The sequence below is a fragment of the Neorhizobium galegae bv. orientalis str. HAMBI 540 genome (genome assembly GCF_000731315.1).
GTDB lineage: Bacteria > Pseudomonadota > Alphaproteobacteria > Rhizobiales > Rhizobiaceae > Neorhizobium > Neorhizobium galegae.
In genome coordinates this window covers 653,733-671,698 of the sequence record NZ_HG938353.1, presented here as the reverse complement: position 1 = coordinate 671,698, position 17,966 = coordinate 653,733, and the positions used below count along the sequence as shown (strand labels likewise).

The 17,966-nt window shown below is 56.3% G+C and carries 23 protein-coding genes; 20 read left to right on the top strand and 3 right to left on the bottom strand.

Annotated elements, in window-relative coordinates; all coding sequences use genetic code 11:
- Positions 1–99: 99 nt before the first annotated feature.
- The 3 genes from RG540_RS03280 to RG540_RS03270 form a co-directional block, all read right to left on the bottom strand.
- On the bottom strand, positions 100–798 hold the full coding sequence (locus tag RG540_RS03280) for a hypothetical protein (RefSeq protein WP_038584492.1): 699 nt from the start codon (positions 796–798) through the stop codon (positions 100–102).
- A 239-nt stretch (positions 799–1,037) separates the two neighbouring features.
- A complete protein-coding gene (locus RG540_RS03275) occupies positions 1,038–1,571 on the bottom strand; it encodes a hypothetical protein (protein ID WP_038584490.1) in 534 nt (177 codons plus the stop codon).
- A gap of 30 nt (positions 1,572–1,601) precedes the next feature.
- Complete coding sequence (locus RG540_RS03270) at positions 1,602–1,919, bottom strand: hypothetical protein (protein WP_038584488.1); 318 nt, start codon at positions 1,917–1,919, stop codon at positions 1,602–1,604.
- 124 nt (positions 1,920–2,043) lie between these two features.
- On the opposite strand from RG540_RS03270, the gene RG540_RS03265 reads away from it, so the two are divergent.
- From RG540_RS03265 to RG540_RS03165, 20 genes are all read left to right on the top strand, one after another.
- Positions 2,044–2,247, top strand: a complete 204-nt coding sequence (locus RG540_RS03265) for a hypothetical protein (protein ID WP_038584485.1) — start codon at positions 2,044–2,046, stop codon at positions 2,245–2,247.
- Positions 2,244–2,528 (top strand): hypothetical protein, encoded by a 285-nt coding sequence (locus tag RG540_RS03260; RefSeq protein ID WP_038584482.1) that lies wholly within the window; start codon positions 2,244–2,246, stop codon positions 2,526–2,528. Before RG540_RS03265 ends, RG540_RS03260 begins: the two co-directional genes overlap by 4 nt.
- Entirely contained in the window at positions 2,525–2,935 is a 411-nt protein-coding gene (locus RG540_RS03255) for a hypothetical protein (RefSeq protein ID WP_038584479.1), read from the top strand. The genes RG540_RS03260 and RG540_RS03255 overlap by 4 nt, the downstream gene beginning before the upstream one ends.
- The gene (locus tag RG540_RS03250) at positions 2,932–3,162 is read left to right on the top strand and encodes a hypothetical protein (protein ID WP_038584476.1); all 231 of its coding nucleotides are present in this window, start codon (positions 2,932–2,934) and stop codon (positions 3,160–3,162) included. The genes RG540_RS03255 and RG540_RS03250 overlap by 4 nt, the downstream gene beginning before the upstream one ends.
- A gap of 1 nt (position 3,163) precedes the next feature.
- Positions 3,164–3,430 carry a hypothetical protein gene (locus RG540_RS03245; RefSeq protein ID WP_038584474.1) on the top strand — a complete coding sequence of 89 codons (267 nt, stop codon included), beginning with the start codon at positions 3,164–3,166 and terminating at the stop codon, positions 3,428–3,430.
- Complete coding sequence (locus RG540_RS03240; protein ID WP_038584470.1) at positions 3,427–3,759, top strand: hypothetical protein; 333 nt, start codon at positions 3,427–3,429, stop codon at positions 3,757–3,759. Before RG540_RS03245 ends, RG540_RS03240 begins: the two co-directional genes overlap by 4 nt.
- Before the next feature lie 181 nt (positions 3,760–3,940).
- Positions 3,941–4,534, top strand: a complete 594-nt coding sequence (locus tag RG540_RS03235; RefSeq protein WP_038584467.1) for a terminase small subunit — start codon at positions 3,941–3,943, stop codon at positions 4,532–4,534.
- Positions 4,535–4,539: 5 nt separating this feature from the next.
- Positions 4,540–6,678 carry a terminase gpA endonuclease subunit gene (locus tag RG540_RS03230; RefSeq protein ID WP_038584464.1) on the top strand — a complete coding sequence of 713 codons (2,139 nt, stop codon included), beginning with the start codon at positions 4,540–4,542 and terminating at the stop codon, positions 6,676–6,678.
- Positions 6,675–6,923 (top strand): hypothetical protein, encoded by a 249-nt coding sequence (locus RG540_RS03225; RefSeq protein WP_038584460.1) that lies wholly within the window; start codon positions 6,675–6,677, stop codon positions 6,921–6,923. The genes RG540_RS03230 and RG540_RS03225 overlap by 4 nt, the downstream gene beginning before the upstream one ends.
- Positions 6,923–8,653: a phage portal protein gene (locus RG540_RS03220; RefSeq protein ID WP_038584457.1), complete on the top strand. Its 1,731-nt coding sequence runs from the start codon at positions 6,923–6,925 to the stop codon at positions 8,651–8,653. The genes RG540_RS03225 and RG540_RS03220 overlap by 1 nt, the downstream gene beginning before the upstream one ends.
- Positions 8,654–8,773: 120 nt before the next feature.
- A complete protein-coding gene (locus tag RG540_RS03215; protein ID WP_038584454.1) occupies positions 8,774–9,829 on the top strand; it encodes a hypothetical protein in 1,056 nt (351 codons plus the stop codon).
- A 53-nt stretch (positions 9,830–9,882) separates the two neighbouring features.
- The gene (locus RG540_RS03210) at positions 9,883–10,260 is read left to right on the top strand and encodes a head decoration protein (RefSeq protein ID WP_038584451.1); all 378 of its coding nucleotides are present in this window, start codon (positions 9,883–9,885) and stop codon (positions 10,258–10,260) included.
- 53 nt (positions 10,261–10,313) lie between these two features.
- The gene (locus tag RG540_RS03205; RefSeq protein ID WP_038584449.1) at positions 10,314–11,348 is read left to right on the top strand and encodes a major capsid protein; all 1,035 of its coding nucleotides are present in this window, start codon (positions 10,314–10,316) and stop codon (positions 11,346–11,348) included.
- Positions 11,349–11,445: 97 nt separating this feature from the next.
- Positions 11,446–11,817, top strand: coding sequence for a hypothetical protein (locus tag RG540_RS03200; protein WP_038584446.1), 372 nt, complete (start codon positions 11,446–11,448; stop codon positions 11,815–11,817).
- A gap of 4 nt (positions 11,818–11,821) precedes the next feature.
- The gene (locus tag RG540_RS03195) at positions 11,822–12,670 is read left to right on the top strand and encodes a glycine-rich domain-containing protein (RefSeq protein WP_038584444.1); all 849 of its coding nucleotides are present in this window, start codon (positions 11,822–11,824) and stop codon (positions 12,668–12,670) included.
- A gap of 275 nt (positions 12,671–12,945) precedes the next feature.
- Complete coding sequence (locus RG540_RS03190; protein ID WP_038584441.1) at positions 12,946–13,308, top strand: hypothetical protein; 363 nt, start codon at positions 12,946–12,948, stop codon at positions 13,306–13,308.
- Entirely contained in the window at positions 13,295–13,765 is a 471-nt protein-coding gene (locus RG540_RS03185) for a hypothetical protein (protein ID WP_038584438.1), read from the top strand. The genes RG540_RS03190 and RG540_RS03185 overlap by 14 nt, the downstream gene beginning before the upstream one ends.
- A 19-nt stretch (positions 13,766–13,784) precedes the next feature.
- Entirely contained in the window at positions 13,785–14,588 is an 804-nt protein-coding gene (locus tag RG540_RS03180) for a hypothetical protein (RefSeq protein ID WP_038584436.1), read from the top strand.
- A gap of 62 nt (positions 14,589–14,650) precedes the next feature.
- On the top strand, positions 14,651–15,211 hold the full coding sequence (locus tag RG540_RS03175) for a hypothetical protein (protein ID WP_038584433.1): 561 nt from the start codon (positions 14,651–14,653) through the stop codon (positions 15,209–15,211).
- A gap of 394 nt (positions 15,212–15,605) precedes the next feature.
- Complete coding sequence (locus RG540_RS03165) at positions 15,606–17,957, top strand: hypothetical protein (RefSeq protein WP_157884570.1); 2,352 nt, start codon at positions 15,606–15,608, stop codon at positions 17,955–17,957.
- Positions 17,958–17,966 lie beyond the last annotated feature (9 nt).

Below are 17,966 nucleotides of genomic sequence, written 5' to 3'. Positions count from 1 at the left end.
TCGTTCGCTCCAGCGAACATCCGGTTGCGAATCTCGCAACATCTCACTACCTTCAGTGTGCCGGTGCGGGCGAACTCCTGGGTCTTCAACCAGATCGTCTCAACCGAGGCTAGTCCCTCCGGCCGCGCTCCCCTTCTTGATTTTCGGCACCGAATTCCATCGGTTGAGCTTCTTTTTCTGCCAGCAGTTGCCGTGGATATCCGGCCATTCGGTCAGTTCGAATGCCAGCGTTGCCAAGCGCTTTTTGGTGTTGCTGATCCCGTCTTTCTCATGTCGACGGTTTCTGAAGGCTGCCAACGCGCCAAGGGTGCAGTCGAGGAGTTGCAGAAACGGCTCGCGTTCCGAGCTGCGGGGCTGGACCACTTTGACGATATTTTTAGAACCGCACATCCGGCGACCGACGAAGTTCAGGGCGTTGATCTGATCAGGCAGCAGCCTCGTGCAGTCGCCGTCGTCTGGGTGTATGTAGATGTCAGCATCTGCACCATAGAACGCCACCGGACGATGCAGGAGCAGCTGGAAAAACGCTTTACTGACCGTGTCGATCTTCCGCCGAGGGCCGGACTTCCGGTGGTCATACTCGTCCATCCGGGAAAAGCGAATATGAAAATGCAACCGCCCTTCGCTCACCAGCTCGAATAGCAGCCTGATATAGGCTTCGTGGACCAGCCCGTTTCGGCTCTTCGCGTTCTTCCATTTGACCTCACCCTGTTTGCCGTAGGTTGTCCTTATCTCCGTCAGCTTTCCAAGGATATACGGGACGCCGTCCCGCGCGACCGCGATGCCCGCCACCGCCATATAGGTGTCGTCTGATTGGCTGCTCTCATCGCAGAAATAAAGGATTTGCCTACGAGGCTTTTCGTCAGCGACCGGCGTCTCAGGCTCTGGTGACAGGGGTTGAATGGGTTCGGCTCCAGCGATTCATCTTCCCCGATTATATACCGGAATAGTTGCCCCCACCAAAACAAGCGAAGTTGCTCACAAGGAAGTTTGTTCTTCTATTGTTCAGGTTATCCGCTGTTTCTTTGTCAACGCCATCATTCTTCCCAGTCGGGCGGCTGCTCTACCCAGAGCCCTTCACGTTCCAAGAACTCACGCCACTGTTCCGCGGTATCCTGGAAAAGTTCGACAACGTTGATCTTTTCGCCTTCCGGTTCAATCTGGATGTATGCAATCGAATATGCATTCGTGATCCGATTGTCCGTCCATTCTAGCTTCACAGTCGAACCGATAGCCATGTCCTTCATCGGTTTGCCAAATGAAATCTTCATGTGCTTGACGGAATTTGCGATCTGGCGACAAAAATCGATCCCGCCCATCCTCCCGCCGTTGCGCTCGATGAACGTCGTGATCGGCCCAGGCTCGTCTTTCTTCTGTCTCGCGCCTTTCTTGAGACCTGTGAGACGTAGATGTGCCTCAGGCGTCAATTCATTGAGCACCCAGTCCAGGATGTGTGATCCGGTGACAGCAGCATCGAAGGCAGCATACTGGACAGCCTTCGTACCGCCACCAGCTCGCAGCCGCTCGATGTCGAATATGAGCTTGAGGTAAAGGTCGGTCGACGACGCCAAGCCGAAGAATTTTGATGGGGGCCGCCTCAATCAGATGCCGCCGTACAGCTTCCAAAGGTCTTCGACGGCCGCTGCGATCCCCACGGCCTGATCCGGTGTCAAACTGATATGCGGGCGCACGTCAGGCCCGGACAGGTATGGCGCTTTCCCGATCAACAAACGGCGGTTCGGCTGGCTCGATATGAAATTGACCTCAACCTTACCAACCGACCCCATCGTGATCGCCGCCATGTCGGTCGACGTTCCGCCAAGCAGCGCAATCAGATCGACCTCGCTGGGAGCGTCGTTGTTCAATGTGGTGGCGCTGATGAGCTTGCCGTTCTCGACGATGTAAGCGTTGATGGCCATGCGATCCTCCTGGTTGCATCCTTATTGCTCGGAAACGGCAATATTTCCAGTGATTTCCCTTGTTTCAGTTTCGGCCGACGACAACAATTATAGGTATCGACAACGCGTTAGGGAGACGCGTCCTATGGCTGAACAAGACTACAATACCTATCGCGAGACCGAACTCAGCGTAATCTATATCGACGGAACCGTGGAAAAGTTTCCGCACGGCTGGGATGCGATCCCTCACGGCGGATGGATGGTTTTCAATGACTTCCGAGGCCGAAACAAGAAATACATCCCTGCCCATCTGATTAACTCGGTAAGGGTTGACGAGGTGGCGGCATGACCATCAAAGACGGACCTGCCTTCGCTGTCGGCCAAGGCTTCTACAATTTCACATATGACCGTTATCGCTTCACGGTGGGTCTGACACGCCAAGGTCATCCGGCGGCCGACATTACGTTCCAGGCAGCCCAAATGACCGCCATGTACGTGCTCCAGCGCGTCCGGAACGCATACGAATTCGGCCGTGGATTGACCGACGAGGACTATCAAACCTGTCGCCGGGCGCTTCAGGACCTGTTGCTGGATATCCACGCGATGACGAAGCCTGAGGTGGCGGCATGAAGCTCGTTACCTGGCACGAATTCATCGAAATGCCTGAGGGCACGGTCTTCTCGGACGTACCTCGTAATCCCTTCGACGCTATCGGCATTCGCATCAAGGGCGAAACTCGTCGAAACAACTGGGTCGATGATTTTCACGAGAGCGATCTCATGCCGAAAATCATGGATGTGTCCGTATCCGATTTTGAGGAGACCAAGGGAAGCCAGATTATGTTGATCCACCCAGCCGGATGGGGTCGAGATGGCTTGTTCGACAAAGGTCGAAAGTATTGGATTTGGGAGAGAGAGGATTGCGAGCGCCTGGCGCGGTGGTTGCTCGATCCAGCGGCGGTTGCCGCAACCGATGAGCTGAACGACGACAATGTCCGCTGGCACGGGAATTATGATGATCTGGAGGTGTCGGCATGATCATGGATTACATCATGGACTGGATCGTGATGCCGTTGTTGGTGTTGCTTATGGTCATTTTCGTTATCGGCCTACCCGTCGCGATTTATCAGGAAGCCGTTGCTGACAAGTTCGAGCTGCGGAAAGATCAGTGGACCTGCTCTGCTCAGCACACTGAGTTCATGCCGATGGCAAAAGGTGGGCTAATCTCTGTGATGGTTTGCGATACATGGCAGAGGGATCGCTAAGATGACCGAATACACGAACAACTATGGCCCCGTCGACATCCTTGGACCCGGCCCACTGACCGAGCGCTTCACCTGCGTGCGTATGGATGACGTGCCTGCCTACCTGACCAACCAGCCAGCCGAATACCTCGTGTTCGCCGACACTCTGCAATATCGCAGGGATGGCCAGCCCCATGACCTGGATGTCCGTGAGCTGAAGGTTCTGAGCCATGAGGTGATCGAGGGCAGCGACGAGACGGTGTCAGTGACGATGGAGGTGAAGGGATGAGCAACACACCAGAAACCCATCTAGTGAACATTCCTGAGCGCGGTGGCCTGATCCGAGTAACCAGCGAACAGCTAAGCAAGCTCTGCTCGCATCCTAAGATTGTCATGAATCGCAATAAAGCACTCTTTGATCGAATTGGCACCAGTTTGACCTTCTTTGTCACCGAGGACTATGGGCCAACAATGTCTTACATCGACGAGGTGTTAGCATCTGATAACCCGCCTTTGTTCACGCCCGAGACGAAGAAGAAGATCATCGCCGCAAGGCGCTTTGCTCGGCAGAACCTGGCCAAAGGATACATGGTCAGCCAGAACCTTGACGATTTTTAAGCCGCCGGGGACCCTGGGACTTTCGCCAGCATGCGGTGGATTGGAGGCCGCATGTCCCCCCTCCGTCTGATTTTTTTGAAACGTGTTCAGCAGCACCACCCTCAATAATTTTTCTCGATCTTGAATCTTGCAGCCTGTGAAAGCCTCATGAAATCAACACGTTTGATTACTGGAGGCCGGAATGGTGGAGAAAAATTTCCCTGACCCACTGCTGAAAAACGAGGAAAACGCCGACGAAACCTCATCAGCCCCGGCTGAGAAATTACTCGGCAGGAACGTCAGCCAAAAAAAGCTCGCAACACTTCTCGGTTACGACCGGAACACCGTCGCCAAATGGAACGAGCGAGGCTGCCCCGTTGTCCAGCGAGGCGACGGAAGCACCGGAACGACCTGGATTTACGACCTTTCTGTTGTCGTGAAGTGGCTACAAGACACCGCCGTCGCCAAGGCGATATCGAAGTATCAAAGTTCTGATGGTCAGGACACGGAAGTCTTCACGAAGCGCAAGCGCGGCGTGGCGGCTGCTGAAAAGGAACAGATGGAAGCCGCTTCGATGGCACGGCTTCTGGTGCCAGTTGAGTATGTTTTGAACCAATTGACGGAGGATTATTCGGGAATCAAGACAGCTTTGCGGAAGATTCCGGATGCTATTGCTCAAAACGTCGAGGCTGCTATCGCGGCGCATGTTCGCGAAATCGCTGATGAGATCGTCCGCGAAGCTATCGATAAGCTGAAAATCGAGATCAGTGATAAACCGCTCGAATATGAGAGGTAGCTCACATGAAGCTGCCGTCGGTCAACCCGGATGCAAATCTCGATAGTATTGTAATCCCACCCGCCGTCCTCGAAAAGAGCACGCTGCGGTTTGACCAGTTGCGTGCCGAGCGCAGGAACTCGGTTTTCGATATCCCGCCAGTCATGTCGGTGACGGAGTGGGTGCACGAGCACATCGAATTCAAGGGATCGATCTCCAACAAGAAGGGTAAACTTCGATATCTATCCTATCAGCGGACGCTCGCTGACTGGTTTATGGACGAGAACTGCAGCGAGATCACTGTCTTGAAAGGCACCCGCGTGGGCTGGTCGATCTTTATCGCCAGCCTTGCAATGTATGTCGCGGGATATCTAGGCTCGTCCATCACCATTGCTCAGCCCACCGACAAGGATGCCGAGGCTTTCTCTAAGGAAGTCATAGCCGCGATGATCAAGTGCTGCCCGTTTGTGGAAGCAATGGTCATCCCTGGCTCCATGGATATCATTCAACTGACGAACGGCGGTATCATCCGCATCATCGGCGGCACCTCTGCCGACAACTTCCGCCGATACGACTCCGTTTTCAACGTCGTCGACGAGTATTCGGCCGCTGGTTACGACAACAAGAAAGGCGAAAACGGCGATAAACTCACGCTGTTCAAGGATCGCGGCGGCGCACACCGGCATACGGTCACCGGAGCTGGTTCATCACCGCTGTCGAAGGACAGCTGCCGGACCTACGCCCGCTTTATCGTCTCCGACCAACACTACCCCTACGTCGTTTGCCCCCACTGTAACCTCTCCCAGATCATGGAATGGGGAGACAAGGATTCCAGTTTCGGGTTCAAATGGCAGTGCGATGAGGTCACCGGCTACGTCACGGAAGCCTGGTACCAGTGCAAGGGTCAGGAGTGTGTCGCGAACGGGCGAAAGATCACTGAAGCCCATAAAATGCAGCTCGATGAGACAACCGAGTACATAGCGACCGCCGTCTCTGAAGCGCCAGGTCATCGTGGTATACATGTTCCACAGTGGGTCTCGTCCGCTGGGCAGGCCTCGTTCAAGAAGATCGCCCAGCGTTTCGTGTCGAGCCAGGGTAACCCTGAACTCCTGAAAACGTTTACCAACAACGTGTGTGCGACGGTGTGGGATGAGTACACTACCAACTCGATGGAAGCGAAAACGCTCTCGTCGATGCTTCACCCCTACACCGCCGAGGTCCCTGACGACGTTGTCCTCCTGACAGCCGGGGGTGATACCCAGGATAATAAAGAAGGTTCTGCCCTAGAACGACTGGCGTCGAGAGAATTGCAGGTCGTAGGCTGGAACGCGCTCGGTCAGTTTCGCATCATCGGCCATTGGAAAGTCTTTGGCGAACCAGGTGACGGTGCATCCGACAGGGAGTTGAAAGACTTGTTGTCGAGACCGTTCTATAAGCGAGACGGAACGGCAATGCGCATTCTGGCCGCTGCGATTGACCTTGGCGGACAAGGCTTCGCTGACGAAACTCGGCTGTTTTGCAATAGCTTCCCGCTTAATCGTAACATCTGGGCTATCAAAGGGAATGCTCACCGTAAGGACTTCGTCTGGCCGAAGCAAAGGTCAACTAGCCGTAGGTCCGGCGTCTACTACTCCATTGATTCACACTTGGCTCGTGACGGCATCTTCAAGCTGATGCAGCTTCAAGCCGACAAGGTGGCAATGATTCCTGCTGCCCTTTCGCAAACCTTCATTGATAAGTTGATGTGTCAGGAGCGGTATCGGAAAGATAGCCGCTGGCATTGGCGCGATCAGAAGGGACGTCGTCCTGAAGAAGAATGGATGTGCTTGAGCTATGCCTATGCCGCCCTCAAAGGCTTGCAGACCTCATATCCAAAACGCTGGCGTGACTTGAATCTTGCAGCTAGCGCCCTCGGAATACCGTCTGAGATCATCGATCCGGAGACCAGGGAATTGGGATACAAGGGCAAAGACCTTTCAGCACCGGCAGTCGGCCTATCCAAAGAGGCTGAGCCGCCGAAGGTCGTCGCTCGACCAGAGGCACAGCCAAAGCGCCAGACACCGGTTGCACCACTGCAATCCGCCGAACCTGCGCCGGAACAGCCTGTGCCACCGGCTCCAAAGAAAAACAAAATCTTCAAGTACAGAGTTGGACTTAGCCGATGAACCCATTCTTCAACATCACGGATAAGGCCACTCTGCTCGCCATGATCAAGCAGAACCAGGAGGCCCTGTCCGACCCGCTTCAGAGTGCTGCCGTCGGTTCCCAGGGCTCGATGACCCAGAAAGCCCGCAACGATATTACCAAGAACCTAGTGTTCCTGGCTCAGCAGCTGGCCAAGGTTGACGGCGTCACCGTGCCGACTGGCAAGCCAAAAATGTGGTCGCAGTCGCCGAGAGGGAGCTACTGATGGCCCAGATCGCTATCCATTCTCCTAAGTCCAAAGGAACGAGAAACCTCGTCGTCGGCCTCGCACGCGCCGCTGCCGGTGGCATCAACTCGCTGTTCGAGGCAGCTTACAAGACCTACCACACGGCGGCCACATCCAGCGACAAATTCGAAATCCCGCAGGACATCGGCCCGAACCAGGCGAACGGCGAAATCCCGTTGCTCCGGTCTCGCAGTCGACAGGCCAAGGAAAACTCGTCGCACTACAAGCAGGGTATCACGCAGCTGGTCACGAACACGGCCGCTATCATGCCTATCATCAACGACACGGCCCTACAGTTGATCTGGGATCGCTTTGGCCACGACATCGATATCCGGGGCATCCTGAAATTTGACACCCTGCTGGCCCAGGCCGCCGAAGCCTTCTTTACAGATGGGGAAGTTTTCCTCGTCATCCTCGACACCAGCCATAAGAACTACCCGAGCCGATCCGGCCTGGATTTCAAAATTGCTGTTTGGGAAGCTGATCACTGTCAGATCGGCTGGAGTCGTCAGCTTACCAACGGCAACTATGTCCGCGACGGGATCGAGTTCGACGACATGCACCGCGTGGTCGCCTACTGGCTCTATACGTCCCATCCCCGGGACTGGGTCTCGAACATTCCTGGTCAGAGATTCGAGCCAATCCGGTTCGAAGCCGAACACGTCATGCATATCTATAAGCCGTCGCGACCAGGGTCAAACCGTGGTGCGCCGTTCGGCTCCGCTGCCCTGCCGACCTTGGAACTCGTTCGCCGCTACATGCTCAACGAAGTTGAGAAGAAGGCTGTACAGAGCAAGCACACCATCTTCTATATTGCGCCGGACCTGGAAGACGGCGGCGGTTGGGAGACTGAGGACGGTTCCGTTCCTATCGAACTGGAGAACCCACCGAGCGGCGGTGCTATGACCTTGCCCCCGGGGCACGACGTCAAGTTTGCCGACATGCCCCCGACCGATAGTAATTTTGGGCTGTATATCCGTGCCGCCATGAATGAGGTCGCCATTGCCTTCGGCATGTCCATCGAGATGTTGACATATGAACTTGGCGACGTGAACGAACGGGCGATGCGCATCCAGTTGCTGGTGATGAAGAAGCTATTCGAGCTGATCGGATACGGCTTCCTGGTTCCAGCTCTTGAACGGATTTTCCGTCACCTGGTCCAGAGGGCTTATATTCTTGGACTGTGGGAACCTACCTCGGGAACGCAGCTCGATGAGCATATGTCGCCGGAATGGATGATGCAGCCGACAGAGCATATCTATCCGGAGCAGGAAGTCGATGCCATGACGAAGATGGTCAATTCCGGCTTTATCTCCCGCCCTCAGGCTATCGCTTCGCTCGGCTACAATGCCAAGCAGGTGGATCGTCTCAACCGGTCGGATTACGATCAGGCTAAGACCGCTGGAACGAACTATGCTGTCTATAACGGCTGGCAGGCCCAACCATTGCCGGTCTCCGCCGATGGAACTCAAGGACCTCCGCTCAACATTGACGCCATTGGTCAAGCGATCCGAGCAGGTCTTTTTACGTCCACCATGGAGGACGAAATCTTTATCCGCCAGTCTCTCGGCATGCCAGAGATGTCCGACTCTGCTCGTCAGCAGTGGCTGGATCATCCGTACCGTCAGCCGATTACGCTGAAGGAAGACGATGATGCGCAATCATCGTTCGCTCCGGACCTCTTCGGCGCAGCCGACGCGGCAGATTAAATCCCTTATCAACAGGCCCGGCTCCGGTTGGGCTTATCTTTTTAAATTATTTTTCGGCTCATCATCGAATCTTGCAGCCGCCTTCGTCAGCCTGATCTCAACAAAGCATTTGAGGTCAGGATGGATAGTCCGGCAAAGTACAGTCAGCAGAAAGGCATGAGGATGCAGCGGCGTTCGCTGGTCATTCCTGACGTGTCTTTTGATGACGCTACTCAGTCGACCGGTCTTGTGATTACAACTCCGACGCCCGTCCGCACATGGCTGCCTGATCCAAGTTGGACAGGACCCGCGAACGCCTGCCCTTACATCGAGGGTGACGAAGTCCTCTTGGCCAGCGGCCTGGACTATAGCCGCACACCCGGCATGCCGCTTTGCGATGGACATAACACCGGTCGCGTCGGCGATATCCTTGGAAGGGTCGAAGATGTCAGGCCGGAAGGCGAGAATGTCGTCGGCAAAGCCCTTTATCTCCCCGAGTTTTCAAACATCTACCAGGGCGTCAAGAACGGCTTCTATCGACAGATATCGGCCGGATACACCGTCCAGAAATATGTTCAGGTCGAGCGCACCGATGGCGTTCCCGTTCCCCTTTTCCATGCGACTGACTGGACCCTCTTGGAAGTCAGCCACGTCCCGATTGGTGCCGACGCCCTGGCGACGGTTCGATCCGCAACCCCAACCGACATCTCCATTCCACAATTCGAGATGCTCGCCAGATCAAAACGTGAGGAGCCCACCATGGCTGATACTACCGACCTTTCCGCCCTCGTCGACGCAGCTGAAGCTGCAATCCAGGCTGTTGCTGATGCCAGCGACGATGGAGCTGATGACGCTACCGTAGCTCGCGCTGCAGCGCTCCGCTCTTTCCGTGCTGAAGGTGATGAACCTGAGAAGAAGGACGAGCCCGCCGCTGACGAAACGGAAGCCGAAAAGAAGGATGTCGAAGAGACCCGTTCTCTGGCTCGCTCCTACGGCAAGCTGAAGTTGGTCGATGACCTCCGCAAGCTCGGTGCCCGTTCTACGGAGCTTAGGACTGCTCTTCGCGGCGCGATCAGCAATGGCGCTCGCTTCAACCCGGCTGACGTCAAACCGTCGGATCAGGTCCGGTCGGCACCCACCATCAACACTCCAAACATTTATCAGACCGCGAACTCTCAATTTCGCGGTAAGCGCTAACCCCAACTGGAGCTGACTGCGCACACGCATCACCGTCCTTAGGAGACTTTACAATGGCCAGAATTTACGCCCCACGTCCGGATGAAGTCTTCATCCGCTCGGAAGCCAATGGCACCTTGTCCCGCGACAAGATCACCTTGAAAACCAGCGCAACGGTCTACGGATCGGCAACCGTTGTCATCGCCGAAATCGTCACCAATGCCCTGACCGGCAAATACGTCCGCGCAACTCAGACCTTGGTCGAAGCTGCCGGTGAGAATCTCCATCTCGCGATTGTATGTCGTCGCACCGACGCCGCAGAGGCTGACGTCATCGCCACCGGCTTCGTCCGTGACGGTGAGGTTAAAGGTCTGGAACTCGATCTCGACACGTCGCTGACGGTTGCGGAAATCACCCCATACCTCGCCGCACAGGACATCGTCGTCCGCTAACCAAATCGTTTTTTGTTCTTTACAAGAACAGAACAAGAACAGGAGACTACCTCATGGTAATGCTGAATGCGCCCAAGGGCGATCCGAACAACCTCATTGCGCTAACCGGTGCAATCAACGAGCGCCCGTATGTCGTCCAGTTGCTGGACCTCTGGCTTCCCTGGAATTCGAAGGGCGAGAGCGTCGATACTCTCTGGATCGAATTCGACAAGGACGGCACGCTGTCATTGATCGAAGAGCAGCCACGCGGCTATCTTGGCGATCCATCCGCCCGTACGGAACGCAGCGGTTTCGCGATCAAAGTCCCATACTACCCGCAGTTCGAAACCCTGCTCGCAGCAGGTGTCCAGGGGGTCCGGGCCTTCGGTTCCGAGAATGAGAGCGAAGGTTATCAGCAGAAGCTGAACGACCTTCTTGACCTGATGAAGCGCAAGAACAGCAACATGCGCGAGTTTATTCGCATGGGTGCCCTGCTTGGCGAAATCCGCAAAGCGTCCGGCGGCATTTCGCAAAACCTCAACCAGTTGTTCGGCATCACGCGTACCGCTCATGCTTTCGACCTCAGCGATCCGACGACCGATGTGGTTGCCGAACTGATCGAAGCGAAGGAAATGGCTGAGGACGAACTGGGCGACTTCCAGGCTCAGGTGACGGGATACAAGCTGATTGCGGGTAAAAATATCCACCGCAAACTCACCCGACATGCTTCGGTCAAGGACGCCTTCGCCCTGTGGTCCTCGACTTCCGGCTTTGGCAACCAGGGTTCGGCGATGCGTGACGACATGCGTGCAGGCTTCCCGATTGCAAGCGATATCGACATCGTCTCATATTCCAAAGGTAAGGTCGGATCGACCTACTTCCTGGACCCGGACAAGGCGATCCTCTGCCCAATCGTCGACGGCATGTACCAGACCCGTTATGCACCTGGCGACAACAAGGACCTCGTGAACACCATCGGTCTGCCGGAATACGCTCAGTCCCAGGAACTGCCGTTCAAGAAGGGCGACCAGGTCCACACCGAAATGTCGACCGTTTCCTACGTCGAGCGTCCGAAGGCCATCGTCGATATCGCGTCGAGCGAAGACTAATCCACCCTTTCGGGCCGTCGATATCATCCGGCCCGGAACCGCCCATCGCATGGCTCCCTACCTGCGGTGGGCACCCCCTTCTTAAAGTGAGGTCCCCATGCTCGATAAAGGCGTCGTCAAACTAGCAGTCTCAGATTCCCCGAACGCCGACACCGTCCAGGCACCGCCGTTCGACAGCAATCGCCTGTTCGCTTTCGATATCGCATCCGGCGACGATCCGCACGAGCACACGCTCAGTGACCGGACTGAGTTCATTACCGTCACAGCCACGTTCACGTCGACCGATGCGCTGCCGTATGTCGAGGTTCTGCGAGGCACCACCGGCACGAAAAAGCGTATCTTTGAGCGCGACTATGCTTTCAGCGTGGTCAAGGTAATCGACAACGACGACGTCGCCTCGAACCCCCGCAAGCTGACCTTCGATCCCCCGAACGCCGGGTCGGCATACATCGAAATTCAGGAGGCTTGATCCCATGATGATCCCGTATCCTTCTCCTCGAAAATCCTCAGGCGGCGGCGCAGCTTCCGGTTTCGTCCGTAAGCGCAAGCTGAAAGTTGACGGTGGCAAGGACTGGTATGAGTTCACCGAGTCCGGTTCGTGGGATCGCGACGCACTCCTGGCTATCGTCACAGCAGAGCCTGGCAATGAAGGCCTGACGCTCGCACAGGTTCGCGTTGAAGCCCAGGCAATCGGCGGCGGCGGCGGCGGCAATTCCGGTGCCCATGCCGGGATTGGCGGTTTCCCGGGAATTGTCACTTACACGGAATTTCAGCTCTCAGATTTAAACGAAGGTAATGATCTTTACATCGACGTCGGCGCTGGTGGCGCGGCCGGGAGTGATGGCGGCACGTCGCTCATAGTAGCGCACAATATGTATGTTCGTAGCTTCTACGGCGTTGCAGGCGTCGGGGCGGATGGCGTGCGAAATGCTTATTACAGACACCTCAGCAACGACGGCCAGTCCGTCGATCCGGACGCCTCCGGTGGCACCGCGATGAACAGCTCCAGCGGTCCGGGCGGCGGAGGTAGCAATCGCGACGGCAATTACAGCGGCGGGGTCGGGCGAAGCGCTTCTCCGTACACCGTCCTCCCAGGATTCTACGCCGGAGAGAATGGTCACGACGGCACCAACACCTTCGGCGAAAACTGGGACAACTACGGTTCTGGCGGCGCTGGCGCTCCTTTCATCGACGACGAAACAACCCCGACCACCGGTGGCAACGGCGGCTACCCTGGTGCTGGCGGCGGTGCGGGCCTCGTCGGCGGCATGGGTGCCAACGGCTGCGTCCGCTTCCGCTTCTCCGTTCTCGAACCTGCGTGACCCTATCATGTCTCAGAAAGTCTACTTCGTCATCGACACGACAACCAATTTCATAATCAACGTCACCGTAGGGAGAGGTGATCGTCCTGGTTTCGACTATGTCGAGCGCACGGCCGGGAACGCAGGCTATAGCATCGGCTGGAGCTACACCGACGGCGTCTTCACCGACACCCGCGCCGCCTACAATACGGCCGGTCGACCCATAAACCCATATGTGAGATCGGTAGCTAGGCCAGCTTAGCTTTCATTCACGGCCAGGAAATCCAGGAAATACGATGGTTTCGAAACTCTTCGCACACAGCTCCAAAGCGCTCTTCAGGGTCTTCCGCGAAGACGGAGGAGCCCTATGGCTGCGCGAGGGCCAGACCGAAGCCGATTACCTGGATTGCCAGTTCGTCGAGAATTGGGAGGACATCTCCGTCGACGGCATCAAAATGTCTGACGCGACCGCAAAGGCAACATTTCAGGTTGCCGATGTATTGGCCATTGATCCGGCCAGGGCTGGTCAGCTCTTCAGGAACGAAGGCCGCGATAAATTAACAATCGGCGGCCGGGCCTACATCATCGAATCTTGCAAAAAAGACAGCCACGGTTGGATCGACGTAATGTTGATCGGACCTATTGATGGCGGCAGCTGAGCATATTCGAACGCAGGTGCGAAAGGGCGTGAAAGCGCACCTTGCCGCAGCTGTTGGCGATCTGAATGTTCATTATGCCAGCCGGATCGTGCGGTCATTTCAGTCTGATAATTTCCCTCTGGTCCTGGTTGCTGTCACCGATATTCCTCGCGCCTCGGCCGATCCGTCCGATCCTATCGTCGAACGCGACGTCACCGTTTCAATCAAGATTAGTGAGCGCACCGCCTTCGAGGATGTCGAAGATCGCGTCGATGGAATGTGCCTGCGGATCGAGAAGGCTCTCGTAAATCCTGGTGATCTTGGCTTCGGCAAATACTGGGGCTGGAAGATCGGGGCAACTTCAGCGCCGGAGCTTGATCCCCTGAGCGAAGACACGCTGCTCATGTCGGTAGTGATGCCGATCACCTTCACGCTGGCGACCCGCGACACTGACCCCGGCGAGAACATCAACCCCTAAATTTTACTGGAGACCAAACATGGCAACATCGCCAATCAAACAGCTTACGACCGGCCAGCGCATCATGGGTGGTATCGTCGTATTCAAGCCTCACGGCACTGACAAGTTTATCAAGATCGGCCCAGTCGGCGCTATCACGCTGACGCCAACTCTAACCGAAGTCGAGAGCCGCTCAGACGAGTCCGGCACCTCCCAGCTGATCGGTTCATGGATCACGCAGCAGGACGCCGTCCTCCAGATCGCCGATATCCAGATGTGGACGCCGACGACCTACAAGGCGATGTTCCTGGCATCGACCAGCTACCTGACACAGTCTGCCGTTACTGCCGCAACCCTCGTTGTCGAAGACGTTGCCGTTGGTGACGTGATCCAAATTCCCGGCATCAAACCTACGATCACCACGGTAACCGATGGCGCGGTTGAAGACCCGGTCGCCTACACCGAAGCGTCGAGCGTCATGGGTGGAGGCCACTACATCTATCAGCGTTCGCGTGGCCTTCTCGAATTCATCGCAATCCCAGACGGGGCAGCGGCTGACGCGACGATCACCTATGCCCTCGCTGCCATCACCGAAGCCGACAAGATCGTGGAATACGAGATCATGCGCACTTCCGGCATTCGCGGCGAAGTCCAAGTCTGGGGCGTCGTTGACGGCGGTTTGCCGGGAGAGCCGGTCGACTACATCTTCCCCGACGTGGAATTCAGGCCAAACGGCGACGTAACCTTGAAGGGTGTCGATGCGCTGAACGTCGCCTCCCTAACGGGCAAAGTCTACAACCAGGGCGGTGCTGGCTACGGCTACGTGCGCCCGGTTGCTCACTAAATCAAATCAACAATGGCGGCTGCGATCCTGTGGCCGCCCCTCAATTCTTAGGGAGAAACTGAATGACTGAATCCAAACTAGAGCGCGTCGACAACGTCGCATTTCTTTCGCCTGACGACTTCCTCGCGGCGATCATTCCCCAGCAGAAATTCTTCGAGCTGAACGGCAACAAGGTCGCCATTCGCGGTGCCAACGCCTTCGACTTGTTCCGCCTCGTGAAACGTTTTCCGAAAGCCCGGGCTCTGGTGCACAACCTCGCTGATTTTATGTTCAGCGCGTCCAACAAGGATGCTGATGACCTGATGGCGAAGTTCAGCATGCGGACTGTCATCGACGTGTTGATTGATATCGGAGATGACGCCGCCGCCGCTTTCGTTGCGATCTGTCTGAACAAGACGGGTGATGAGGTCTACGAGGCTGCGCTGCGACAGATTGGCAATGACGCTCTGATCGGCCTCCTCAATGCGGCGATGACCGAGACGTTCGGAGGTAAATCGCCGACCGATTTTTTTACCGGACTTCTTATCGAGTTCGAGAAAATGGGAATTCGTCGCGAACCAAAGAAAAAGCAGCCGACCAGAGCAAACCGCCAAGTGACCAAGACGTCCACGAGGGCCGCCTGATCCCGAACTACGGCGGCTTGGCGTCCCTGTTTCGGAGCTACCAGCTCTACCGGGCCCTGTCAGGTCAGGTGGGCTGGGACCTTACCCCAGCAGAACTCGGCTTCAGGCTCGCTTCCCTGGAAGATGTCAGAGACCGGCAGCGGGAGGATTTATACCGAGCGACCTTGGCGGCAGGGTCCCGGATCATGGGTGACGACGATGCAGACAAGCTTTTGATTTGAGATGAACGAGAATGGCAACAGGTAGCATCACACGAAACATCGGTACTACATTTACGCTATCTGGCATTCAGTCTGCGGTTGCCTCACTACGGCGTCTTTCCACATCGTTCACCGGTAATCTCCAAGCTATGCGAGCCGCTGCCACTCGGTACTTTGCGCCCATCCTGGCGGGATTGAAGAAGATTGCCGAGTTCAGCTTTAGGAAGCTTCAGCAAGCCGCTAGCTTGGCATTCAAAGGAATTGCAGCCGGTGCGGTGCTGGCCAGCCTGAAGATCAAAGCCATCGCCCTAGCCGCCCTTGAGAGTTCCAAGGGCATGTCCGAGATGCTTGATAAGGTCAGTAAAGACAGTCGACGGCTTGGTATCAGCGCCAAGGACGTAGGCCTACTGCGATATGGATTCGATCAGCAGGGTGTAGACGCTGATGAAGTGCTTCAGGCATTGTCGGATATCGGAAACGAGTTCGAGAACGTCAGACAGCAGATCGACCAGGCTGACGAAGCCTACAACAAGACGAAAGCCTGGAACGTTCAAAAGGTCCTGGCGAGCCGTTCAGGTCAGTCGATCATGGATGCTTTAGCGTCTAACGACGAAGCTGCCCCGAACTCCCTGGCCGGTATTGCCGATCAGCAGGCGCTCATTCGCAAGCGTATCGAGATGTCCGTTAAAGGCGAGGACGAGCTGCGCCTGCGTCTGGTCGAGCGCTATCATGCCCTTGAGGACGACCGCAAAAAGTTCATTCAAGGCCTTGGTCAGCAGGGCCAGGCACTGTTCCGTCTTCAAGACTTTGGCCTGGATTACAAGCAAGGTGTCAAAGGCGGCATCGAAGGTCTGACTGCTCTATCTAATGCCTTTCGCCAAATCCCGGACGCTCAGGAACGTCTGCACATCAGCATGCAGCTTTTCGGGGAAGACGCTGGCGCGAAGATGGTAACGGTGCTCGAAACCGGCGGCGAAGCAATCGAGAAGTATCAAGCGCGAATGGACAGTCTTGGTGCCACGATCACCGAAGCTGACGCAAAACGTGGGGCTGAAGCAAGGTCTGTCTACAAGGAAATGATGCTCGCCTTCCAAGGTGCTCGCCTGGAGCTAGACCGGCAGATCACGCCTTTAATCATGGAGAGCCAGAAGCAGCTGACGGAGTGGATTGCGACCAACCGCGTCTGGATCGCAGAGACCTTCAAGGCCGCTTTCGTCGAGACGCGCAACCTGTTCTATGACTTGATCGACCTCTTCCACGGCAAACAGAGTGATTTCAGAAATTCCTGGCTGAACGCCACCGCTCCGACTCTAATCTTCATCAGCACCTGGATCGGCAAAATCCGGACCGAGGTCGGGAAGATTTTCTCCGGTGAGAACTCCGACTGGGCTTGGCTTAACCTCGCTCGGGATGGGTTGGTCGGTCTTTACAAGCTGGTCAAAGACGTTTGGGTGGTGGCATTCGGTGGGAAGGCCGTCACATTCCCATGGGTCGACACCATCGTTGCGCAGATCAAATGGATTTACGCTGCCATCCTCGACATCCCGAACCAGCTCAGCCTGCTTTGGAACGGCAAAGATTCTGATTGGGATTGGCTGAACACCATCCGCGACGGGCTTCTCTATGTCCGCGACCTTGCCGTCGACGTGTGGAATGTCCTGACCGGCGGCGATGCTAAGCGGTTCGACTTCCTGAACGGCTGGCGCGATCAGGTCGTCGCGTTTGCCGATCAGGTCAAGCGTGCATTCACTATCGTCAAAGATGCGCTAGAATTGTTGCATTCAGGCATGCAGTGGTTGCTGGGCTTCGTCGGCGGCGACGCAACCACTGTGGCGCTGGTGGGAATTTTCGCGAAGATCGCTGCCAGCATCCTGGGCATCGCAACCGCTGCAAAAGTGGCAAAAACTGCCATAGGCCTGCTAATGACGGCCGGTCGTTGGTTGCTGGGTATCGGTGGAGGAGCGGCAGCCGCAGGCGCTGCCGCTGGTGGAGCTGCAACCGCCGCTGCCGGTGCCCTCAGTGCTGCTGGTACCGCTGCCGTGGGTGGCGGGTTGGTTGCATCCTTGACCCGCGTCGGCGTTATGGTCACCGGCCTGATCCGTAGCTTCGGGCTCCTGGGTGCCACGATAACCGGCGTGATGATCGCTGGCAAATACGCGCTCGATTACTCGGCTCAGTCCGGCGATGCCGTCATCCAGAAGCAATTGGAGTTGATGCGCTTTCAAGCCGACCGGCAGGTCCAGGCTCGCGAAGACTGGATGATCATGCATCCGGCTCCGAAAGCCCCTGAGGTCACGATGTTCCAAGGTCAACAGATATTGACCCGTGACCAGTTGTCGGCCCTTGCCGAGGAGCAGGGTACGAGCAACGAGGCCTACGCCGGTCGGCGTGCGGGCATCATTAACGACTACGCCCGAAATAACCAGCAAGTGACCGAGCGGATCGCCATCGATCTGAACCTTGGCAACAAAACCGTTTCAGGGACCGTCGATAGAACGAACGCCGACATCCTCAAGGACATCAACCGCAACCTGAGAACCTACTGAGGAGATCGA